Origin of the sequence: Sulfitobacter sp. SK011 (assembly GCF_003352065.1) — a bacterium.
Lineage (GTDB): Bacteria > Pseudomonadota > Alphaproteobacteria > Rhodobacterales > Rhodobacteraceae > Sulfitobacter.
This window is the reverse complement of the sequence record NZ_CP025803.1, coordinates 3,213,721-3,235,402: the sequence shown is the minus strand read 5'-3', so window position 1 is coordinate 3,235,402 and position 21,682 is coordinate 3,213,721. Positions and strand designations below refer to the sequence as shown.

18 protein-coding genes are annotated in these 21,682 nt (G+C 59.0%); 5 read left to right on the top strand and 13 right to left on the bottom strand.

The genetic code is table 11. From position 1 onward, the window contains the following. Nucleotides 1-35 precede the first annotated feature (35 nt). Nucleotides 36-407 carry a diacylglycerol kinase gene (locus C1J02_RS15915; protein WP_254693127.1) on the top strand — a complete coding sequence of 124 codons (372 nt, stop codon included), beginning with the start codon at nt 36-38 and terminating at the stop codon, nt 405-407. 2 nt (nt 408-409) lie between these two features. On the opposite strand, the gene C1J02_RS15910 is transcribed toward C1J02_RS15915, so the two are convergent. From C1J02_RS15910 to xdhA, 11 genes are all read right to left on the bottom strand, one after another. Next, nucleotides 410-1,198: a GH25 family lysozyme gene (locus C1J02_RS15910; RefSeq protein ID WP_114879456.1), complete on the bottom strand. Its 789-nt coding sequence runs from the start codon at nt 1,196-1,198 to the stop codon at nt 410-412. Continuing rightward, entirely contained in the window at nt 1,195-1,851 is a 657-nt protein-coding gene (locus C1J02_RS15905; protein WP_114879455.1) for a DUF938 domain-containing protein, read from the bottom strand. The genes C1J02_RS15910 and C1J02_RS15905 overlap by 4 nt, the downstream gene beginning before the upstream one ends. Further along, nucleotides 1,848-2,927 (bottom strand): FAD-binding oxidoreductase, encoded by a 1,080-nt coding sequence (locus tag C1J02_RS15900; protein ID WP_114879454.1) that lies wholly within the window; start codon nt 2,925-2,927, stop codon nt 1,848-1,850. The genes C1J02_RS15905 and C1J02_RS15900 overlap by 4 nt, the downstream gene beginning before the upstream one ends. Further along, nucleotides 2,924-3,862, bottom strand: a complete 939-nt coding sequence (locus tag C1J02_RS15895; RefSeq protein WP_114879453.1) for an aldo/keto reductase — start codon at nt 3,860-3,862, stop codon at nt 2,924-2,926. Before C1J02_RS15895 ends, C1J02_RS15900 begins: the two co-directional genes overlap by 4 nt. A 158-nt stretch (nt 3,863-4,020) precedes the next feature. After that, a complete protein-coding gene (locus C1J02_RS15890) occupies nt 4,021-5,094 on the bottom strand; it encodes a BMP family ABC transporter substrate-binding protein (RefSeq protein ID WP_114879452.1) in 1,074 nt (357 codons plus the stop codon). A gap of 52 nt (nt 5,095-5,146) precedes the next feature. Continuing rightward, the gene (locus C1J02_RS15885) at nt 5,147-6,067 is read right to left on the bottom strand and encodes an ABC transporter permease (RefSeq protein WP_114879451.1); all 921 of its coding nucleotides are present in this window, start codon (nt 6,065-6,067) and stop codon (nt 5,147-5,149) included. Further along, nucleotides 6,067-7,149, bottom strand: coding sequence for an ABC transporter permease (locus C1J02_RS15880; protein ID WP_114879450.1), 1,083 nt, complete (start codon nt 7,147-7,149; stop codon nt 6,067-6,069). The genes C1J02_RS15885 and C1J02_RS15880 overlap by 1 nt, the downstream gene beginning before the upstream one ends. Nucleotides 7,150-7,197: 48 nt before the next feature. Continuing rightward, nucleotides 7,198-8,718: an ABC transporter ATP-binding protein gene (locus C1J02_RS15875; RefSeq protein WP_114879449.1), complete on the bottom strand. Its 1,521-nt coding sequence runs from the start codon at nt 8,716-8,718 to the stop codon at nt 7,198-7,200. Continuing rightward, nucleotides 8,715-9,686 carry a xanthine dehydrogenase accessory protein XdhC gene (gene xdhC / locus C1J02_RS15870; protein ID WP_254693126.1) on the bottom strand — a complete coding sequence of 324 codons (972 nt, stop codon included), beginning with the start codon at nt 9,684-9,686 and terminating at the stop codon, nt 8,715-8,717. The genes C1J02_RS15875 and xdhC overlap by 4 nt, the downstream gene beginning before the upstream one ends. After that, the gene (gene xdhB, locus C1J02_RS15865; protein WP_114879448.1) at nt 9,665-12,088 is read right to left on the bottom strand and encodes a xanthine dehydrogenase molybdopterin binding subunit; all 2,424 of its coding nucleotides are present in this window, start codon (nt 12,086-12,088) and stop codon (nt 9,665-9,667) included. The genes xdhC and xdhB overlap by 22 nt, the downstream gene beginning before the upstream one ends. Next, complete coding sequence (xdhA, locus tag C1J02_RS15860) at nt 12,085-13,476, bottom strand: xanthine dehydrogenase small subunit (RefSeq protein WP_114879447.1); 1,392 nt, start codon at nt 13,474-13,476, stop codon at nt 12,085-12,087. Before xdhA ends, xdhB begins: the two co-directional genes overlap by 4 nt. Nucleotides 13,477-13,860: 384 nt before the next feature. Here xdhA and dnaE point away from each other — a divergent pair, with 384 nt between their 5' ends. Continuing rightward, nucleotides 13,861-17,397 carry a DNA polymerase III subunit alpha gene (dnaE, locus tag C1J02_RS15855; RefSeq protein WP_114879446.1) on the top strand — a complete coding sequence of 1,179 codons (3,537 nt, stop codon included), beginning with the start codon at nt 13,861-13,863 and terminating at the stop codon, nt 17,395-17,397. On the opposite strand, the gene C1J02_RS15850 is transcribed toward dnaE, so the two are convergent. Then, nucleotides 17,398-17,592: a SlyX family protein gene (locus tag C1J02_RS15850; RefSeq protein WP_114879445.1), complete on the bottom strand. Its 195-nt coding sequence runs from the start codon at nt 17,590-17,592 to the stop codon at nt 17,398-17,400. A gap of 120 nt (nt 17,593-17,712) precedes the next feature. On the opposite strand from C1J02_RS15850, the gene hisS reads away from it, so the two are divergent. The 3 genes from hisS to hisG are packed head-to-tail and all read left to right on the top strand — an operon-like array spanning nt 17,713 to nt 21,037. After that, the gene (gene hisS / locus C1J02_RS15845; protein ID WP_114880648.1) at nt 17,713-19,272 is read left to right on the top strand and encodes a histidine--tRNA ligase; all 1,560 of its coding nucleotides are present in this window, start codon (nt 17,713-17,715) and stop codon (nt 19,270-19,272) included. After that, entirely contained in the window at nt 19,272-20,351 is a 1,080-nt protein-coding gene (locus C1J02_RS15840; RefSeq protein WP_114879444.1) for an ATP phosphoribosyltransferase regulatory subunit, read from the top strand. Before hisS ends, C1J02_RS15840 begins: the two co-directional genes overlap by 1 nt. Continuing rightward, entirely contained in the window at nt 20,348-21,037 is a 690-nt protein-coding gene (hisG, locus tag C1J02_RS15835; RefSeq protein WP_114879443.1) for an ATP phosphoribosyltransferase, read from the top strand. Before C1J02_RS15840 ends, hisG begins: the two co-directional genes overlap by 4 nt. Nucleotides 21,038-21,118: 81 nt before the next feature. Here hisG and C1J02_RS15830 read toward each other — a convergent pair whose 3' ends face one another. Then, nucleotides 21,119-21,547 carry a DUF1489 family protein gene (locus C1J02_RS15830; protein ID WP_114879442.1) on the bottom strand — a complete coding sequence of 143 codons (429 nt, stop codon included), beginning with the start codon at nt 21,545-21,547 and terminating at the stop codon, nt 21,119-21,121. Nucleotides 21,548-21,682 lie beyond the last annotated feature (135 nt).

Below are 21,682 nucleotides of genomic sequence, written 5' to 3'. Positions count from 1 at the left end.
GTGTCTGAAAAACAGACCGCAACAGGGGGCCATACGTGGACAAACAGCCGTTAACGGGCATGGCACGGATGATCACGGCCTATCGCAACTCGATGGTGGGCCTGCGCGACATCTGGCGCGGTGAGGAAGCGTTTCGAATTGAGGCGGTCCTATGCGCGCTGTCGGTGCCTGTCGCGCTCTGGATCGGCGAGGATTTCTTTCAGGCCGCCATTCTTTTCGGGGCAGGTCTGTTGCTGATCATTGTCGAGGTGATCAACAGCGCAATTGAGGCCACAATTGACCGCATTGGTCCGGAACGTCACGAATTATCGCGCATGGCCAAGGACTTAGGTTCGTTGGCGGTTCTGCTGGCAACCGTGTTGCTGGGCATTTTGTGGCTTGCTGCGCTGATTGACAAGTTTGCCTGAAACTAGCGTGCCCGCGCTGCCACCCATTGCGACCACTCTGCGCGGCTGCCTGTGAAGGCATTCAGATCGACCTTGCCGACGATGCCGGGAATGATCCCTGTGGATGAGTATTGCCAAAAGGTCCAGCGTTCACCGGGGAAGGTCTCTGATGGCCGCTTCGCGGTGGAGCGGAGCCAGAATTCATAATCATCGAACTTGCCAAGCTCGTTCTCGCGGTAAAACCTGGGCGTGGTATAGATGATTGGTTTCTGGCCGTAATGCGCGGTCACGATGTTCAGCCAACGGCGCATTTGGTCGCGGACGTCCTGACCCGGTGGGCGCACGGTGGCGCAGGTGGGTGAAAATGGGTTCCATTCCATATCCAAGACCGGGGGCAGCATATTGCCACGCGGTACATTTCGGATGAACCAGGCCGCCTGCGCCTCGGGGGTCGTGCAGAAATAGTAAAAATGATAGGCACCGCGCGCAACGCCCGCCTGACCCGCGCCGCGCCAGTGGTTCTTGAATTCCGCATCCAGCAGATCACCGCCCTCGGTGGCTTTAATAAAGGCAAAGTTCACACCATTGCGGCGGGCGGTGTTCCAATCAACGCTACTTTGAAAGCGCGCGACATCAATGCCATGCACAGGGTATCGCGCGGGCCTGCGCCCAGGGAAGAATACCGGATGGCTGTCATCGAAATTGGGGGCAAACAGGGCACCGATTTCGGCAGGAGGCACGCTGGCACGGGGCGCGCCACAAGCGGCAAGCGCCAGCAGGGCAAGAAAGGCAAGGCGGCGCGTCAGGGTCATGGGCGGACCTTTCTGGCAACGAAAGCGAGGTTGTTGGCAGGCATTGCCACGATATTCTCAAGGGTGAGGCCAGCATCGCCGAGCAGGCGCAAGATGTCGAGGTCGTCCTTGTATCCGATGGCCGGGTCGGCGGATCTTAGGTCCGCATCGAACCGGGCGTCGCCCTCACTGGTCAGCACGCCAGTGCGCTTGAACGGACCATAAAGGATCACGGTGCCATTGGGGGCGAGCGCCGCTGAGGCTTCTGTGATCAGGGTGGTGGTTTGGGGGGGCGAAATCAGGTGCAGCAGGTTTATCAGCACAATGAGGTCTTGCGGGCCGTGCCTGATACCCCATCCGGGCGCGGTCGCGTCCAGTGCCGTGGCAGGCGCGACGTTGGTCAGTTCCGCTTCCTTTACATAGGCATCAATGCTGGCACGGCGGGCGCTGTCAATCTCGGTAGGGTACCACTGCAGGGTCGGCATGGTGGATGCGAATGCTGTGATATGTTGCCCGGTGCCGCTGGCGATCTCCAATGCGCTGCCCTGGCTCGGTGCGTGGGTCAGCAAAAGTTCTGACAAAGCATTGGCATTGCGCGCCGCGGCGGGCGCGTGCAATTTGGCACCCTCTTGCGCCGTTGCAACGCTGGCGCTGGAGGGAAGTTTTCGGATCACTTGCGCAGCCTGTCTGGGGTCAATTGGGCAACCACATCCGCAGGTAAAGCGGGGGCGCGACCGATCACCAGATCTGCCAGCAATTGGGATGCTGCGGGGGCTGTCTGGAACCCGTATCCGCCCTGAGCGGCGCACCAGACAAAGGCTGGATCGCCCGGCTCAGGGCCCAAGACCAAGGCCCTGTCGGGGGAAAAGCTGCGCAATCCGGCCCATGATGTCAGCAACCGCGTCACAGGTGTTGTGACCATGTTTTCATACCGCGCCAGACCTTCTGCCAATACCATGTCGTCGGCCCATGCATCGTGAGGTTCAGCCGCGTCTTCCTCAGCCGGGGACACCAGCAGTGCGCCGGCATCGGGTTTGGCGTACCATGTTTCGCCGACCCCAAAAAACATCGGCCAATGGGTGACGTCGTGACCACCGGGGGCGGGCAGGCGCGCCATCGAACGGCGATGCGGGATAATGCCCAAAGGCGCAATGCCCGCCAGCGTGGCAACCTCATCCGCCCAGGCCCCAGCCGCATTGACCAGCTGTGCGGCGGTATAGGTCACGTCCTTTGCCAGCACCTGCCATCCACCCGCCGTGCGGCTGATGGCCTCAACAGGGGCATCGGTGATGACCTGACCGCCATTGCTGCGAACGACGCGGGCGAAATCCTGCATCATGCGGTCGGTATCAAGGTCGAAGGCTGACGCGTGATAACCGGCAAAGGCCACTTTTTCAGGGTTCAGAATTGGCACCATGTTCAGCGCCTCGTCTGGCGTGATCCGGTCGACGCCCATCGTTGTCACATCGTTGACAAAAGCGTCCTCTTCATCCTGTTGCGCAACGATCAGCAATCCACGCGGGCTGAGGTATCCGCCGTTTGCCTCGCGGTGATAGCTTGCACTTGCCTTGTTCAGCGCAATGGTGCTGGGCAGGCCATAATTCTCTTCAAAAAGCGCGGCAGAACGACCAGAGGCGTGATAGCCAAGCGCGGTTTCACGCTCCAACACCGTGACCCTTGCGTCAGCAGAGAGCCGCGCAGCCGCGGAAAGTCCGGCGATGCCGCCGCCGATGACAATAATATCGGTCAAGATTGTTCTTCCAGTCGGTCAGTTGCGGGTGGTGGCGTGGGCGATAATGCGGTGATCTGGGCATAGACGTCTGGCGTCATCTCATAGGTGAGTGCGGCAAGTGAAGGACCCAGTTGTTCGGCAGAACGGGCGGAAATGATCGGGGTTGGTCCGGTCGGATGGGCCGCTGCCCATGCAACGGCAAGGGTCGCCGGATGAACGCCAAGGGTTGCAGCCAATGTGTTCAGCCCGTCAGCTGCTTTGTGCATCGCCTTTTGACCATAGCGTGCTGCATAACGGTCATCCTCGGTCAGCCGCCCTGCGCCACCGCTTGTGTATTTACCGGTCAGCAGCCCGCCGCCCAATGGCGAATAAGGTGCCACAAGGATGCCCAGGTCATCTGCCATCGGCAGAATTTCCACCTCGGCTTGTCGTTTGACGAGGTTATACATGGGCTGGATCACCGCGATGGACAGATCGAATTTGGCGGCAATACCCGCCGCCTTGACCACCTGCCATGCCGCAAAGTTTGACAAGCCGATGTGGCGGATGTGTCCTTGGGTCTTGAGGTCAGCAAACGCCTGAAAGCTTTCGTGCAGATCAGTGTCGGGATCAAAACGGTGCAGATAAAGTACGTCGAGTGTATCAACACCCAAACGCGCACGCGAAGTTTCAGCAGAGGTCAGGATGTTGTCGCGGCCCGCGCCGCCATCATAGGCCGCTTTGGTGGCGATGATCAGATCGTCCCGTTTGTCACCGAGGAACCCGCCCAGCAAGGTTTCTGATGCGCCATCGGTATAGACATGCGCCGTATCGAAATGGGTGATCCCAGCCTCGATGCAGGCGTCGAACATGGCCTGCGATTGCTGCGCATCCGCACGGCCACCAAATTGCATGGTGCCAAAGGCAAGGCGGCTGGCGGGTGCGCCGCTGGCGCTGGTGAGGGAATATTTCATGGGCAATTGGTGACATGGCGCGCGCGCCAGTGCAACGGGCAGATGGCAACAGGTTAAGTGATATATAGTAGATACAGGTATTCAGAGAAATTCTGTTGAAAATAGAAAACGGGGCCGGCGATTGGCCAGCCCCGTTTCGGTTACTTGCGTGGTTCGGGTTATTGAGGAATGTCGCCCTCAATACCTTCAACATAGAAGTTCATGCCAGCCAATGTGCCGTCATCGGCGGTCTCGCCGTCTGCCAACCAGTCAGAACCGTCCTGTTTTTTCAGCGGCCCGGTGAACGGGTGGTATTTACCGGCGGCGATGCTGTCCATCAGGATCAATGCCTCGGTTTTGACGTCAGCCGGAACCGCGTTAGAGATTTCACCGATCTGAACCATGCCGGGGCCAATGCCATCCCAGGTGTCCGTGCTTTCCCATGTCCCGTCCATGACAGCCTTGGTGCGCGCGATATAGTAGGGAGACCAGTTGTCGATGATCGACGACACGCGCGGCTTCGGCGCATATTGCGTCATGTCAGAGGCCTGACCAAAGGTGATCACATTGCCCGCTTCCTGGGCCGCCGCTTGCGGGGCTGTGGAATCGGTGTGTTGCAGGATCACGTCCGCACCCTGTTCGATGAGAACCTTGGCGGCATCAGCTTCTTTTGCAGGATCGAACCACGTATAGGCCCAGACGATTTTGAACTGCACGTCGGGGTTCACCTTACGGGCGTGGATAAACGCCGAGTTGATGCCCCGGATCACTTCGGGGATCGGATAGGACCCGATGTAGCCCACGATGTTGCTTTCGGTCATGGACCCGGCGATGTGGCCCTGAATGGCGCGCCCTTCATAGAAACGCGCGGAATAGGTCGAGACGTTGTCGGCGCGTTTATAGCCTGTTGCGTGCTCAAACTTCACATTCGGGAATTTCTTGGCGATGTTGATTGTCGGGTCCATGTAGCCAAAGGATGTGGTGAAGATCAGGTCAGCACCGTCAAGCGCCATCTGTGTCATCACACGTTCTGAATCGGGGCCCTCGGCCACAGATTCGACAAATACGGTTTCAACCGCGTCGCCAAACTCTTTTTCAACAGCAAGACGACCTTGATTGTGTTCATAGGTCCAGCCGCCGTCGCCGACAGGGCCAACAAAGACAAAACCGACCTTGGTCTTGTCTTGTGCAACCGCTGATGTTGCCAGACCAAGTGCCAGCGCGGCCCCAGTCAAGAGTGCAGAAAATTTCATAGTTCTTCCCCATTTTTTATCGCCCATTGTGGACGGTGTTTGATATTGGCCCCTAGCTTGAGGCGTGGAAATTACGACCAAGCGAGGCAGGTGCCGCCGACTTGTCCGCAGAGAGGATCACCAGCACGACGATGGTGATAACATAAGGCGACATTGCCAGATATTCGACTGGAATGGCAACGCCTGCCCCTTGCAGATTCAACTGCAATTGAGTGATGCCGCCAAAAAGATAGGCACCCAGCAACAACCGCCATGGTTTCCAGCTGGCAAAAACAACCAGAGCAAGAGCAATCCAGCCGACACCGGCAGTCATGCCTTCGGTCCATTGCGGCACCCGGATCAGCGAAATATAGGCCCCGCCGATGCCCGCGCAGGCCCCGCCAAACATGATCGCAAGCGTGCGGATGCGCACCACCTTATAGCCAAGCGCATGGGCAGCATCATGGCTTTCGCCCACCGCGCGCAGGATCAGCCCGGCGCGGGTGAACTTGAGCGTGGCCCAGACTGCAACAACCAGTGCGATGCCGAGGTAAAGGATGATGTCATGGGTAAAGAGGATCGGCCCGATCACCGGAATATCGGCCAAGGGGCCAAAGTTGATATCGCCCAGACGTGGCGGTTTGACACCAACATAAGATTGACCCAGCAGCGCTGATAGACCCAGACCAAACAGTGTGAGCGCAAGGCCAGAAGCGACCTGGTTGGCGAGGGTAATCTGGGTGAGAAAAGCGAAGAGGACCGACAGCAATGCACCGCCAGCCGCAGCGGCAACAAAGCCCAGCATCGGCGATCCGGTTTCCACCGCCACGGCAAAGCCGCAGATTGCCCCGGTGATCATCAGGCCTTCGACGCCAAGGTTCAGCACACCGGATTTTTCGACCACCAGTTCGCCGATGGCGGCAAAGATCAGTGGCGTTGCGGCGACAAGGAAGCCTGCAATGAACAGGACGGGATTGATGACAGACAGATCCATTACGCGACCTCCACCCGGCCAAAGCGCAGCCGGTAATTTGTGAACATGTCCAGGGCCAGCAGGAAAAACAGCAGCATGCCCTGGAACACCTGAATGGCGGCAGCAGGCAGACCCAGATTGCTCTGCGCGATATCGCCGCCAATATAGGTCAGCGCCATCAGCCCGCCGGCCAGCAAGATGCCCACAGGATGCAGCCGACCCAAAAACGCCACGATAATCGCGGTAAATCCGTAGCCCACGTTGAAATCAATTGTGACCTGACCTGCCGGGCCCGCGACCTCGAAAAGCCCGGCAAGACCGGCCAGCAGCCCGGACATCCCCATGCAGAACAGGATCAGCCGCGTTGGATTCACCCCTGAAAAACGCGCGGCTCGGGGCGCTTCGCCGGTCACCCGAATGGCAAACCCAAGCCGGTGTTTGGTCAGCAGAACATAGGCGAAGATCACCGCGACAAGGGCGGCAACCACGCCCCAGTGCATGCCCGATCCTTCGATAAGCTCTGCATTAAACGCGGAATCATATTGTTGCAAATTGCGCGACCCGGGAAAGCCAAACCCTTCTGGGTTTTTCAACAACCCCAGTGACATAGAGGCCAGAAACTGTTCGGCCACATACACCAGCATCAGCGATACCAGGATTTCGTTTGTACCAAAACGCACCTTGAGAAATGCCGGTATCATCGCCCAAAGCCAACCGCCGAACGCCCCTGCCAGCACCATCAACGGAAAGATGAACCAGCCTTCCATGGGATAAAACGCAAGCCCCATGCCAGCACCAAAAAGCGCGCCCATGATATACTGGCCCTCGGCCCCAATGTTCCAGATGCCCGCCTTGAATCCCAGCGACAGTCCAATGGCGATCAAAACCAAAGGCGCGCCTTTGATCAGCAATTGCGGGCGGTAATAGAACGCGAACTCGCCAAACAGCGGCTCCCAAAAAATGGTCAGGATTGACTGAATCGGTGGCTTGCCAAGCACCATGAACAACAGCCCGCCAAAAAACATGGTGGCCAGCACGGCCATCACGGGCGTCGCGAGAGATATTCTTTGGCTCGGTTCGGGGCGTTTTTCCAACCTGATCATGCCCAAACCCCTCGTTTCATTGTTCCAAAAATACACACATCCGACAGATCAAACATGCGCCACCTCCATCCCGTGGGCACCGCCCATCATCAGGCCGATCTCATCCACCGTCAGGCCCTGGGCGGGACGCGGTTCTGACAATCGCCCTTCGTTGAGCGCAGCAAAGCGGTCTGATATTTCCATCAACTCATCGAGATCCTGAGAAATCACGATAAGAGCCGTGCCGTTCTCGGCCAGATCCAGCAGCGCCTGCCGGATGGATGCCGCGGCGGATGCATCAACGCCCCAGGTCGGCTGGTTGACGACCAGCAGATCGGGTCGTTGCAACACCTCGCGGCCGATCACGAACTTCTGCAAATTGCCCCCCGACAGCGACCGCGCGGCGTTGCCGGGACCCGGCGTGCGAACGTCAAAATCCGCGATGATCTTTTCTGCAAACCGCCTTGCGGCGGGCCAGTTCAGCATCCCGCCGTTGTCCAACCCTTCACGCGCGGCCCCGGTCAGCATGGCGTTTTCGGTCAGCGACATATCTGGGGCTGCCGCATGGCCAAGCCGTTCTTCCGGGGCGGTCAGAATGCCCATCGCCCGTCGCGGGGTGGGGCCCAGAACACTGACATCCTTGCCTTGAAAATTGATCATGCCGGGCGCGGTCAGCATCTCACCGGACAGGGCGGCCAACAGTTCATCCTGACCGTTGCCCGCAACACCACCGATCCCCAACACTTCACCGCGCCGCACCTGCACCGAGATCTCTCGCAGTGGCATCCCAAAAGCGCTGGGGGATTTGGCGGACAGCGCTTTGAGGTCAAGCACCACGTCGCCCGGTGTTTTGCCCGCGCGGGTCGGGGTTTGCAAAACCGTACCCACCATCAGTTCCGCCATGTCGCGGGCCGAGGTCTCGGACGGGGTGCATTCCCCGACAACCTTACCCAATCGCAAAATCGTGGCACTGTCGCAAAGGGAACGTATTTCTTCCAGTTTATGCGAAATGTACAAAATCGCGGTGCCTTCGGCGCTCAACTTGCGCAGGGTTTTGAACAGGATTTCAACCTCTTGCGGGGTCAGAACGGACGTGGGTTCATCCATGATCAACAGTTTTGGTTCCTGCAAAAGGCAGCGAATAATCTCAACCCGCTGACGTTCCCCTGCGGACAGATCCCCCACCACACGGTCTGGTGACAGGGGCAGACCATATGTGTCAGACACATCGCGAATTTGTTGCGAAAGCGCGCTCATCTTGGGGGCGTTTTCCATGCCCAAGGCGATGTTTTCCGCCACGGTCAGCGCGTCAAAGAGCGAGAAGTGCTGAAACACCATACCGACGCCTGCTGCGCGTGCTGCACGTGGCTCTGAGGGGGCATAGTTAGCACCGTTCATCTGCATCTGGCCCGCATCCGGTTTCACCAGCCCATAGATCATCTTGACCAGCGTTGATTTTCCCGCGCCGTTTTCGCCCAACAGCGCATGCACTTCCCCGGGTGCAATGCTCAGCGACACGTCGCTGTTCGCAACAACGCCGGGATAGGCTTTGGTCAGGCCAGAGAGGGTCAGGAAAGGGGCATCGGTCATACGAGGGTTTCTTTCTGGGTCAGTTTGGACATCGCCGGGGTCAGCATGTGCGCGGCAACCCCCAGGGCAATGGCCTGCGGATGCTTCCCAAGCTTTGGGTCGCCAATGGGGCAGGTGATTTGGTCAATCCGGTCAGGCGCGTGACCAAGGGCGGCCAGCCGCTTGCGAAACCGCGCCCATTTGGTGGCGGAGCCAATCAGCCCGGCAAACCCAAAGTCACGGGTCAAAAGGTGGTGACACAATTCAAGGTCATAATCGTGTTCGGGTGTCATGATGAAATGCGCCGCATCCGGTTCTGCCGCTGCCATCATGTCGGTGGAAAGACCGGCATTGATGGCCACTGACGGCGGCAGGCCCGCCAGCAAATCGACGCGCGGATCGGACAGGTAAACGCGAAACTGTGGCAAGGGGGCCAGCACGGTGGCCAATGCATGGCCTACATGACCTGCGCCATAGATCACAACCTGCCTCTGAGTGCGCCAAACCGCCTCGGCCAACCAGCCATTTTGATAGGTCAGCGGAAAGGGCGTGCCGCTGTGTTCAGCGCGCGTCAGTTTCCGTTTTAAGGTGGCGGGCATTGGGCCTGCATCCATGCTCACCGGGCGTGCCCAGACACCTGCAAATTCAGGGTCCATGTCGTGAAACCGTGCCAGGTCAAATACTTCTGTCACAACGCTCACAGCACCGCCGCAGCATTGATTGAGCGCGGGACCAAGGGCCGCATGGCGCAGCCTTGTTGCACTGCCATCCGACAGCATCTCGCGCGCCTCTTTCATGCTTTGCCATTCCAACTGGCCGCCGCCGATTGTACCAAGACTGCCCGTTTGCCAAACCAGCATCGACGTGCCCGCCGCGCGGGGTGCTGAGCCCTTGACCTGCACCAAAATAATGCGCGCCACCTTGCCGTGCACCTTGATTGCTGCGCCAAGAGCGTCCCGGTCAAACATCAGCCGCGCGCCCGTTGACATGCGGCCAAAACCGCCTCGGCTGTGGCCGGGGTTTGCAGGTCGCCATACCGCGTGCCGCAGGCATTTACCGCATCAGACAGGGCCATGAAAGCGGAGATGCCCAGCATCAGGGGCGGCTCGCCCACGGCTTTGGATTTATAGATCGTGTCCACCCGGTTCGGGGCATCCCAAAGGGCAACGTTAAAGACATCAGGCCGGTCAGAGCAGGCGGGAATTTTGTAGGTCGAAGGCGCGTGGGTTTTCAGTGCGCCGTGATCATCCCAGACCAGTTCTTCGGTGGTCAACCACCCCGCGCCCTGCACATATCCGCCCTCAAGTTGGCCAATGTCGAGCGCCGGGTTCAACGATGCCCCCGCATCATGCAGGATATCGGTGCGCAGGATGCGGTTTTCGCCGGTCAGGGTGTCGACAACCACCTCTGTGACCGCCGCGCCATAGGCAAAATAATAGAATGGCCGGCCCCGGCCCTTGATGCGGTCCCATTCAATGTCAGGGGTTTTGTAAAACCCGGTGGCTGACAGCGAAATGCGATTTTCGTAAGCGGAAGCAGCAGCTTGGGCAAAGGTGATCGTCTCACTGCCGACCTCGACATCCCCATCTTTGAAGCGGACGTCAGCGGGTTTGACCTGATAGCGTTCAGCCAGATGGGCGGCCATTCTGTCACGGATGGTGTCGCAGGCAATCTTGGCGGCCATGCCGTTCAGGTCCGACCCCGAAGAGGCGGCAGTCGCGGAGGTATTTGGCACTTTGCCGGTATCTGTGGCAGTGATCTTGATCGCCTCGAGCGGCAGGCCAAAACGCGAGGCGGCAACTTGCGCAACCTTTTGGAACAACCCTTGCCCCATCTCTGTCCCACCGTGGTTCAGATGCACAGAACCGTCCTGATAGACATGCACCAACGCGCCCGCCTGATTCAGGTGGGTCAGGGTAAATGAAATGCCGAATTTGACGGGGGTCAGCGCGATGCCGCGCTTCAGGATGGGTTGCTCTGCATTCCATTTGGCGATGTTTGAACGGCGGGCCTCATAGTCTGAGGTGTCAGCCAATTGATCCGTCAAGGCGTTGATGATGCAATCGGTGATCGGCTGGTGGTAGGGGGTGGTTTGCAGGTCTGCCAGGTCTGTCTGTATCACGTCGGTATTGTGGCTGTCTTGCGTGGGTGCGGGCGGCGCGCCGCGCGAGGACAGATCGGCGTCCCCGACCGGCGGGGTGCGGTGGTCAATCGCTGTGCCGGTGTCCGCAACAACCGGGGTGTCAACATTGTCAGCGTAGTAATTGGCGCGGCGCACGGACAAGGGATCCATCCCCAGATGATGCGCAATATGGTCCATGACTTTTTCAATGCCGACGACACCTTGCGGTCCGCCAAACCCGCGAAAGGCGGTGGCAGATTGGGTGTTGGTCTTGAGCCGGTGCGAGGTGATGCGGACATGGTCGAGATTATAGGCGTTGTCGGCATGCAACATCGCGCGGTCCGCCACAGGCAGGCTGAGGTCCATGGCCCAACCGCACCGGGCGTATTGTGTGAAATCAACGGCAGTCACGCGCCCATCATCGTCGAACCCAACGGTATAATCGACGCGAAAATCGTGGCGTTTGCCCGTGACGATCATGTCGTCATCGCGGTCATAGCGCATCTTGCAGGGGCGTCCGGTGGTCATCGCCGCAACGGCGCAGGCCACGGCGAGGGCGTTGCCCTGGCTTTCCTTACCGCCAAATCCGCCGCCCATGCGCCGGGTTTCGACCCGCACCGCATGCATGGGCGCGCCGATGGCATGGGCCACCTTGTGCTGAATTTCGGTGGGATGCTGGGTCGATGAATGCACGGCCATATCGCCGTTGTCCTGAGGCAGGGCGAGGGCGGCCTGACCTTCGAGATAGAAATGTTCCTGTCCGCCGATATCAATGCTGCCGCTCAAGGTTCGGGTGGCGGATGACAGGGCGGTTGTGGCATCGCCTTTTTGATAGACGCGCGGGCCGTCCTCGAACCGGGAGTCAGCGGCAAGGGCGTCTTCGATGCTGAGGATCGGGGGTGTCCTTGTGATGTCGATGTCACCCTGTCGCGCCGCGTGTCTTGCGGCAAGATGGCTGGTGGCGATCACCAGGAACAGCGGTTGACCGACGTAATGCACGGTGCCGGTCGCCAGCAGCGGTTCGTCGTGATTTGACGGGGACACATCGCAGTCATGTTCAAGATCATCAGCGGTCAGAACAGCAACCACACCGGGCGCGCTTTTGACTTTTTCCAGATCCATCCCGGCTATGGTGCCAGCGGCCACGGTGCTGAGCCCGAAGGCCAGATGCAAGGTGCCGCGCGGGGTGGGGATATCATCTACATACCGGGCGGCACCCGTTACATGCAGGCGGGCTGCGTCATGGGGCAAGGGTTTGGCAACGCTCATGAGGAAATCTCCATCAGGTTTGTTGCGGTTCCCGTCGCCTCGTGCAGATAGCGCAGCAGCATGTTTTGGGCCGATTGCAGGCGGTAGCCAGCAGAGGCGCGCATGTCAGACAGCGGTTGGAAATCATCCGCCATTGCCGCCATCGCGGCGTGCATGGTGGTTTGGGTAAAAGATTGCCCGACCATCGCAGCCTCTGCGGCGCTGGCGCGTTTTGGGGTGGCGGCCATGCCGCCATAGGCAAGGCGGGCGGCCGTGATGGTGTCGCCATCGCGGGTGATGTTGAGGCAGCCACAAACCGCTGAAATGTCCTGATCAAAGCGTTTGCTCAGCTTGTAACAGCGCAGTGTATCAGGCTGTTTGGGGATGCTCACGGCTTCGACAAATTCGCCGGGGGTGCGGTCTTGTTTGCCATACGCGATGAAGAAATCTTCAAGCGGCAGGCTGCGCCGGGTATCGCCATGGCGCAGGTGCAGTGTTGCGCCCAGGGCAATCAACGCAGGCGGGCCATCGCCAATGGGCGAGCCATTCGCAATGTTGCCACCCAAGGTCGCGGCGTTGCGGACCTGCACCGAGCCGTAGCGCCGGATCATCGCGGCAAAGCTGGGAAAATGGGGCGCGATGCCGGTTTCGACGTCCGTCAGTGTGGTCATGGCACCGATGCGCATTTCATCGTCGGTTTCGGTGACACCGCGCAGGTCCGTGCATTGGTTGAGGAATGCAACCGCCCCGAGATCGCGGAAATGTTTGGTGACCCAGAGGCCGACATCGGTGGCCCCGGCAATCAGGGTCGCATCTGGGTTTGCGGCGTACCATTTTGCAAGGTCATCGGATGTTTTGGGCTGGGCTGACCGGGGGGCCAGCCCCCCGGACCCCCCGGCGGTATTTTTGGAACAATGAAGCGACAGGTTTTTCAGGTGCTCGGGCACAGGCGCATCCTTTGCCGCCTCGGCGGCGCGGATGATCGGGGCGTAGCCGGTGCAGCGGCACAGGTTACCCGCCAGTTGCACGTCATGGTCCGTGGCCCCGTTCAGGTGGGCGGTGGCCATTGAAACAACAAAGCCGGGGGTGCAAAACCCACATTGGCTGCCGTGGTGGTCGATCATGGTTTGTTGCACCGGGTGCAGGGTGCCGTCCGGTGCTGCGATGCCTTCAACCGTGGTCACGTGTTTGCCGTTGATCTGGGGCAGAAACAGAATACAGCCGTTGAGGGCGCGCGATCCGTTCTCATCTGTGATCATGACCGAACACGCGCCGCAGTCGCCCTCGTTGCAGCCTTCCTTTGTTCCGGTCAGGCCGCGGTCTTCACGGAGCCAGTCAAGCAGGGTTGTCGTGGGCAAGACGTTTGTCAGCGCTATGGTCTCTCCGTTGAGAAGAAACGTGATGTCCATGTGATTGACCTGCCGCGGTACTTAAGGGGCCTTTGAGCGCGCCGTTCGATGCGACGTAGAACGGTGCGCGGCCATTAATCTGATCAAAGCGTAGTCGGCGGCGGTTCATTCTGGCAACAGATTTTTTTGCGCAGGCTGCGCAATGGATCGGCTGCATGCCAAACATGGAGATGCGATCCCCTGTCGCGCGCATCGGCATGTTTGCCATGCTTTCAGAGAGTTAGATCAAAGAGCCTTGTTGGAGTTTACCACTGATTAATTGATTAACGGGGACGGACCTTCAAATTTTTGCGAAAGATGATGAGGCGGCCCTGGCTACAGTTTTGATGAAAGAACCGCCATTGCCTGCTGGCACCTGCGGCACCTGTGGCTTAGTCTGATTGCATGACCAATGACCCCCGATTCATTCACCTGCGCACCCATTCCGAGTATTCGTTGCTGGAAGGGGCGCTGCGGTTAAAAAAGCTGCCTGAGATGTGCCGCAAGGCGGGGATGCCAGCGATGGCATTGACCGATACCAACAACATGTTTGCCGCACTGGAGTTCTCGGTGGCGATGGCGGGGGCCGGGGTGCAGCCCATCATCGGCTGTCAGGTTGATCTGGCCTATGTTGAGACCCAGCCGGGCGAGCGACCCCGTGATCCGGCGGCGGTGGTGTTGCTGGCGCAATCAGAGGCTGGATATGAGAACCTGATGAAGCTGAACTCTTGTCTTTACATCGACAAGGGCGGCGCAATCCCACAGGTGACACTGGAAGAGCTAGAAAGCCATGCCGCTGGCGTCATCTGTTTGACCGGGGGGCCAAACGGGCCGGTGGGACAGTTTTTACAGAATGCGCAAAGGGCGGCCGCAGAGGCGCTGATGGTGCGGCTGCGGGGGGCGTTTGGCGAAAGGCTGTATATCGAGTTGCAGCGCCATCCGGGCGAAGATGGTCAGCCCGAGAACGAGCGCCTGACCGAACGCGGATTTGTTGAAATGGCATATGCGATGGGCATTCCGTTGGTGGCAACCAATGATGTCTATTTTCCGGATGCCAAGATGTACGAGGCCCATGATGCGTTGATCTGTATCGCGGAAGGTGCCTATGTCGATCAGCAAGAGCCACGCAGGCGGCTGACGGCTCAGCATTATTTCAAGACACAGACTGAAATGGTGACGCTGTTTGCGGACCTGCCCGAGGCGGTGGCCAACACCGTCGAGATTGCCAAACGCTGTGCCTTTATGGCGTATCGGCGCGATCCGATCCTGCCGAAGTTTGCGGACAATGAGATTGAGGAGCTGAAGGCACAGGCCCATGCCGGGCTGAAAGATCGTTTGGCGGTGATCCCGCATGCGACCAGCGTTGAAGACTATGAAAAGCGGCTCGATTTTGAACTGGGGATCATCGAGGGCATGGGCTTTCCCGGCTATTTCCTGATCGTTGCGGATTTCATCAAATGGGCCAAGGACAATCATATCCCGGTGGGACCGGGCCGTGGTTCGGGGGCGGGGTCATTGGTGGCCTATGCGTTGACGATCACCGATCTGGACCCGCTGCGCTATAACCTGCTGTTTGAGCGGTTTTTGAACCCGGAACGTGTGTCGATGCCCGACTTTGACATCGACTTTTGCATGGACCGCCGCGAGGAGGTGATCCAGTACGTTCAGCAGAAATACGGGCGCGACAAGGTCGGCCAGATCATCACCTTTGGGGCGCTTTTGTCCAAGGCGGCGGTGCGCGACATTGGCCGGGTGTTGCAGATGCCTTACGGGCAGGTGGATCGTCTGTCCAAGATGATTCCGGTCGAAGGGGTCAAACCCGTTTCCATCGAAAAGGCGCTGGCGGATGAACCGCGCCTGCGCGAGGAAGCACGCAACGAGGAGGTCGTGGCGCGGCTGCTCGAATATGGTCAGCAGGTTGAGGGGCTCTTGCGCAACGCATCGACCCACGCGGCGGGGGTGGTGATTGGGGACAGGCCGCTGGACGCGCTGGTGCCGCTTTATCAGGACCCGCGTTCGGATATGCCCGCCACCCAGTTCAATATGAAATGGGTGGAACAAGCCGGGCTGGTCAAGTTCGACTTTCTGGGCTTGAAAACCCTGACGGTGATCCAGAATGCTGTGGATCAAATCCGCGCTTCGGGGCGGCACCTGCACATCGCGCAGGATGGCACGGAATTGTTTGCGCCGGTTGAAGGGCTGATCGACGATATCGCAACGATCCCGTTGGATGATGAGGCGTCTTACAAGCTTTATGCATCGGCCAAGACCGTGGCGGTGTTTCAGGTGGAATCCAGCGGCATGATGGATGCGCTGAAACGGATGAAGCCAACCTGCATTGAGGACATCGTGGCGCTTGTGGCGCTGTATCGCCCCGGCCCGATGGAGAATATTCCGACCTATTGCGAGGTGAAGAACGGCAAGAGGGAGCTGGAATCAATCCACCCCTCGATTGACCATATTCTGGCTGAAACCCAAGGCATCATCGTTTATCAGGAACAGGTGATGCAGATCGCGCAGGTCATGGCGGGGTATTCGCTTGGTGGTGCTGATCTGTTGCGCCGGGCGATGGGTAAGAAGATCGCCGAAGAGATGGCCAAGGAACGCCCCAAGTTTGAAAAGGGCGCGATGGAAAACGGGGTGGACAAGAAAAAGGCCACCGAGGTTTTCGACCTTCTTGAGAAATTTGCCAACTATGGGTTCAACAAATCCCATGCGGCCGCCTATGCGGTGGTCAGCTATCAAACCGCATGGTTGAAGGCGAACCATCCGGTAGAGTTTATGGCCGGGGTGATGAACTGCGATATTCACCTGACCGACAAGCTGGCGGTGTATTTCGAGGAAGTCCGCAAGCGCATGGAATTGCCGTGGGTGCCGCCTTGTATGAACCGGTCTGATGCGACGTTCAAGGTCGTCGACAATGCCTTGGTCTATGCGCTGGGCGCGCTTAAAAACGTCGGCACCGAGGCGATGAAACTGATCACCGAAGGACGCAAGGTTGAGGGGGTAGATCGCCCCTTTGCCACGCTTTTTGATCTGGCGCGGCGGGTTGATCTGAAGCGGGTGGGCAAACGGCCGCTTGAAATGCTGGCGCGGTCCGGTGCCTTTGATCAGCTTGATCCGAACCGGGCCCGCGTGTTTCAGGCGCTTGATCCGCTGGTGAATTATTCCGCCGCGATCCATGAACAAAAAGCCAGCAATCAGGTGTCGCTTTTTGGCGAGGCGGGCGATGACCTGCCGGAGCCGCGCATGATGCCCCGCGATGATTGGGAAGCCGCCGAGCGGTTGACCGAGGAATTCAAGGCGGTCGGTTTTTATCTGTCCGGGCATCCGCTGGATGACTATATGACGCCGCTGAAACGCAAGTGGGGCAATGACCGGGGCGTGCCGTTTCTGACGCTTGACGAGTTGACCGAAAAGGTCGCCACGCGTGGTGCGATGAACGCGCGGCTGGTTGGCGTGGTGGCGGGGCGGCAGGAACGCAAATCGGCGCGCGGAAATCGGTTTGCCTTTGCCCAGATGTCTGACCCCACCGGGGCTTATGAGGTCACGCTGTTCTCGGACACGCTTGAGGCGGCGCGGGATCATCTTGAGACGGGATCAAAAGTGATCGTTACGGTTGAGGCCACGATGGAGGCTGATCAGCTGAAATTGCTGGGCCGCTCGGTGGGACCGGTTGATCTGGCCATTGGGGACGTCAGCGCCCTCGGATTGAAGGTATTTGTCAACGCTCCTGATGCAATTGCTGCTGTGCGGGACGTGTTGGAAGGCGCGCGCAATGCCGCCAAATCCGCAGGGCGCGGCCCGGTGCAACTGTGCCTGATGGACCCAAGCCTGCCCGGTGAGGTCGAGGTTGATCTGGGAATCGAATATCCTGTGACGCCACAGATCAAGGGGGCAATCCGGTCGCTGGAAGGCGTTTGGGAGGTTGAGGAACTCTGATCAGTAATGCGGCGGGCGTTCGTCGCCCATCACGGCCGCGCCGCCGGTTGACGCCTCACGTTCGCCTTCGCGCTGCATCAACATATGCACCCGGCGGTTCAGGGTCACAATCTCGGCCTCCTGGCGCGCCACGATATCGCTGAGGTCGTCGACCGTGCGGCTGAGATGGGCGATTTGTTCTTCGAGCTTTTCCATAGGCGCGGCATAGCATGGGTTCTTGTCCGAGATAAGGGGGTAAAGCGGTGGTTTGCTTGCCCTTGGCAAGGGCTTGGGCTAGACGCGGGGCGCGACATGACGCGTCAAGGATCATCAGACATGGCCAAGCCAAAAAAGACCCCGCGCCCCAAGGCAGAAACGCCCAAAGGTTTCCGCGACTATTTCGGCGCTGAGGTAACGCAGCGCGCTGAAATGCTTAGTAAAATCGCGGCGGTCTATCATCGCTATGGCTTTGACGCGCTGGAAAGTTCCGGGGTCGAGACGGTCGAGGCGCTGGGCAAGTTCCTGCCGGACGTGGACCGCCCCAATGAGGGTGTTTTTGCATGGCAAGAGGACGCCGATAGCGACAAGCCCGGCGATTGGCTGGCGCTGCGGTACGATCTGACGGCCCCCCTGGCGCGGGTTTATGCGCAGCATCAGAATGATTTGCCGAAACCTTACCGCCGCTATGCGATGGGCCCGGTATGGCGCAATGAAAAGCCCGGACCGGGGCGGTTTCGTCAGTTTTATCAATGCGATGCGGACACGGTTGGATCGGGCTCCGTTGCGGCGGATGCCGAGATTTGCGCGATGCTGGCGGATTGTCTGGAAGAGGTTGGGATTGAGCGCGGGGATTACATTGTTCGGGTGAACAACCGCAAGGTTTTGAATGGCATATTGGACAAAGTAGCTGATCGAGTCTTTAGAGTTGATCCAATTGATGGCGACTCCGAGGTTATTGAGAAATCTATAGGTGTTGGAAAAAGCGCTTTGCACTCAATTGCTGACGACATTATGCGAACTCTCGACAAGCTGGATAAAGTTGGAGTTGTAGGAGTTGTCGAATTGCTCACTGACGGTCGCCAAGACGCTTCTGGCGCATTTATACCCGGCTTAAAGATACCTCCCATCGCAGTCGAGGGCTTGGTTAAGTTTCTCAACGCGAAGGCGGCTTCAAATTCAGTGACTATCTCCAATTTGCGGGAAGTCGTGAAAGGGTCAAAGCAGGGAGAAGAAGGTGTCGACGAACTTGAGCAAATAGCAGACCTTTTAGACGCCCAAGGCTATGGCCCTGACCGCATCGTCATCGACCCTTCTGTCGTTCGAGGGCTCGGCTACTACACCGGCCCGGTCTTTGAGGCCGAACTCACTTTCGAAATCCAAGACGAGAAAGGCCGCACGCGTAATTTCGGTTCCGTTGCAGGCGGCGGGCGCTATGACGATTTGGTGAAACGCTTCACCGGGCAGGAAGTCCCGGCGACGGGGGTGTCGATTGGGGTCGACAGGCTTTTGGCTGCATTGGATGCCAAAGGGCGTTTGGACAAGACCGCAGACGGACCCGTGGTCGTCACCGTAATGGATAAGGCGCGCATGGCGGATTATCAGGGAATGGTAGCGGACCTGCGTCAAGCGGGCATTCGTGCGGAAGTCTATCTGGGCAACCCCAAGAACATTGGCAACCAGCTCAAATACGCCGATAAACGCGGCAGTGCGGTGGCGATCATCCAAGGGGCGGATGAGCATGAAAAAGGCGTGGTGCAGATCAAGGACCTGATCCTTGGGGCCAAAATCGCGGAAAACGCGACGCATGAAGAATGGAAAGATCTGACAAATCAATACGAAGTGCCGCTTGATCAGATGGTTGCCAAGGTGCTTGAAATTCTGGCCTTGTACCGCTGATGCCCACCCGGTCTGAAACACTGCTCAAAGCGGCGGCGTTGCGCGCGCTGTTTGAGGCGCAGGGGGCCGCCGTGGTCGAACCTCCGATTCTGCAATCGGCTGAAACCTTGCTGGATTTGTACGGCGAGGACATTCGCGCGCGCGCCTATGTGACGTCTGATGCGCTGCGCGGGGAACAGATGTTGCGGCCTGATTTCACCGTGCCTGTGGTGCAGATGCACATGGCGCATGGCGCGGACCCGGCGCGCTATACCTATGCGGGCGAAGTGTTTCGCCGTCAGGAACATGACCCCAGCCGCGCCAATGAGTACATTCAGGTTGGTTATGAGGTGTTTGACCGCACTGATCCGGCGGCGGCAGATGCAGAGGTTTTTGCGCTGATCAGTGATGCCTTGGCAGGGCTGCCCGTCCGTGCTGTGACCGGCGACATTGGCGTCTTGATGGCGGCGGTGGATGGTCTGGACACCACGGATCGGCGCAAACAAGCGCTGATGCGCCACATCTGGCGGCCCCGGCGGTTTCGGGCGTTGTTGGACAGATTTTCAGGCCGCGTACCGATGCCCGCAACCCGCGCGGCGCTGCTTGCCGGAGAGGTTTCCAGCGCCGCACCCCTGATTGGGCTGCGGTCAACTGCCGAGATTGAAGCGCGCATTGCAGCGCTGCAAGAGGACGCGGCGACCCCGGCGATATCGCTCAAGCAGGTGGAGTTGATCGAGGCGCTCTTGGACGTGCGCGCTTCAATGCCACATGCGCTCAGCCGCCTGCACGATCTGGCCGTGGACATGCCGCAGATTGGCCGCGCGGTTGCGCGGGTCGTGGCACGTGAAAAAGCGCTGCGCGCGCGTGGTGTCGATACGGCGGATCTGCTTTTTGAGGCCAGCTATGGCCGCGCGTCGATGGAATACTACGACGGTTTTGTGTTTGGATTTCGGGCCGTGGCGCGGGCCGATCTGCCGGCGATTGCCAGTGGTGGCCGCTATGATGCGCTGACGCGGCGGTTGGGGCAGGGCGATGCCATCCCGGCTGTAGGTGGGGTGATGCGGCCCGGTCTGATGCTGGAACTGGAGGCCGCACGATGACGCTCAAGCTTGGGGTGCCGTCCAAGGGGCGGCTGATGGAAAAGACCTTTGAATGGTTTGGCGCGCGCGGGATCAGCCTGCAACGCTCCGGTTCGGACCGCGAATATGCCGGGGCCGTTGCGGGCATCGATAACGTGTCCTTGATGTTGCTTTCCGCAGGGGAAATTCCGCGTGAACTGGCCGCCGGGCGGATCCATCTGGGCGTGACAGGGACCGACCTGATCCAGGAAAAGCTGGCGCTTTGGGACGATCTGGTTGAAACGGTTGAGCCGTTGAATTTTGGCCACGCCGATCTGATTATTGCTGTGCCGCAGGCTTGGCGTGATGTGGATACGCTGGATGATCTGGATGCTGCGGCAGCTGCTTTCAGGGCCGCACATGGATTTCGGTTGCGCATTGCCACAAAATACCATCGCCTGGTGCGCGACTTTCTGCGTCACGGCGGGGTTGCCGATTACGCGTTGGTCGACAGTCAGGGGGCGACTGAGGGCACCGTCAAGAATGAAACCGCAGAGGCGATCGCGGACATCACGTCAAGCGGCGAAACCCTGCGTGCCAACCATCTGAAAATCCTCAGCGATGGGTTGATTCTGCAAAGTCAGGCGACGCTCTGGCGAAGCCGTGTTGCGGTTCAGGATGATCAGGACCGCGCGACCATGGCGGAGTTGAACAAGCGGCTGCGCTAGTTAAAAATCACGCTGCTCTTCTGTTTCACCCTTTTTCAAATACCGATGCACGCCGGATCAAACAGGCATCCGTTCAGCAATTCAAAGCACACCGATTTCCGCAAGGGCCTGGTTCAGCGCGACGGGCAAGGCTTCCTCATTCTCGCGCCCTTCGGGAAGGTCACGCGGGGCGTCGGCAACCTGGAGGTATCGCCAGCCCTGAAAGGGTCTTTTCAGGCTTGATTGTGTCCGGATGATCTTGGGTTCCAACACAATTGCGCAGCGGCGAATACCATCGCTTCCAATGACTTCATCCAGACGCAGAACACGCTGGCGACACTGGACCGCACCTTTGATCACCCAATAGATTGACCCACCGTTCAGGATCTCAGCCTCGCGCTTTGGCCACATCCGGGTGACATGGCGCGGCAGCCCATCCGCCGTTTGCGCGCGTTTGGTGGCATGCCATTGGGCAAGGTCGTCGACATTTTCGGTGCCGACAGAGAGTTTTATGAGATGGGTTGTGGCCATGTCTTTGCATGCCAGAGTGTGTCGCGTTGCGCAAGAGAGACAATTTCAATTTTTGCATCATGTTGGGGTTGAGCGTACAAGTAGCACAACATATAGTGATTTAGCGCGGCGGATCTGATGTTTGCTGCGCATTCA

Excerpts from the sequence above, each read along its gene's own strand:
- C1J02_RS15875 (WP_114879449.1), bottom strand. The coding sequence starts at position 8,718 with ATGACCGATGCCCCTTTCCTGACCCTCTCTGGCCTGACCAAAGCCTAT.
- C1J02_RS15850 (WP_114879445.1), bottom strand. The coding sequence starts at position 17,592 with ATGGAAAAGCTCGAAGAACAAATCGCCCATCTCAGCCGCACGGTCGAC.
- dnaE (WP_114879446.1), top strand. The coding sequence starts at position 13,861 with ATGACCAATGACCCCCGATTCATTCACCTGCGCACCCATTCCGAGTAT.
- C1J02_RS15880 (WP_114879450.1), bottom strand. The coding sequence starts at position 7,149 with ATGATCAGGTTGGAAAAACGCCCCGAACCGAGCCAAAGAATATCTCTC.
- xdhB (WP_114879448.1), bottom strand. The coding sequence starts at position 12,088 with ATGAGCGTTGCCAAACCCTTGCCCCATGACGCAGCCCGCCTGCATGTA.
- C1J02_RS15840 (WP_114879444.1), top strand. The coding sequence starts at position 19,272 with ATGCCCACCCGGTCTGAAACACTGCTCAAAGCGGCGGCGTTGCGCGCG.
- C1J02_RS15895 (WP_114879453.1), bottom strand. The coding sequence starts at position 3,862 with ATGAAATATTCCCTCACCAGCGCCAGCGGCGCACCCGCCAGCCGCCTT.
- xdhC (WP_254693126.1), bottom strand. The coding sequence starts at position 9,686 with ATGTCAACGGGCGCGCGGCTGATGTTTGACCGGGACGCTCTTGGCGCA.
- xdhA (WP_114879447.1), bottom strand. The coding sequence starts at position 13,476 with ATGGACATCACGTTTCTTCTCAACGGAGAGACCATAGCGCTGACAAAC.
- C1J02_RS15830 (WP_114879442.1), bottom strand. The coding sequence starts at position 21,547 with ATGGCCACAACCCATCTCATAAAACTCTCTGTCGGCACCGAAAATGTC.
- hisS (WP_114880648.1), top strand. The coding sequence starts at position 17,713 with ATGGCCAAGCCAAAAAAGACCCCGCGCCCCAAGGCAGAAACGCCCAAA.
- C1J02_RS15890 (WP_114879452.1), bottom strand. The coding sequence starts at position 5,094 with ATGAAATTTTCTGCACTCTTGACTGGGGCCGCGCTGGCACTTGGTCTG.
- hisG (WP_114879443.1), top strand. The coding sequence starts at position 20,348 with ATGACGCTCAAGCTTGGGGTGCCGTCCAAGGGGCGGCTGATGGAAAAG.
- C1J02_RS15885 (WP_114879451.1), bottom strand. The coding sequence starts at position 6,067 with ATGGATCTGTCTGTCATCAATCCCGTCCTGTTCATTGCAGGCTTCCTT.
- C1J02_RS15910 (WP_114879456.1), bottom strand. The coding sequence starts at position 1,198 with ATGACCCTGACGCGCCGCCTTGCCTTTCTTGCCCTGCTGGCGCTTGCC.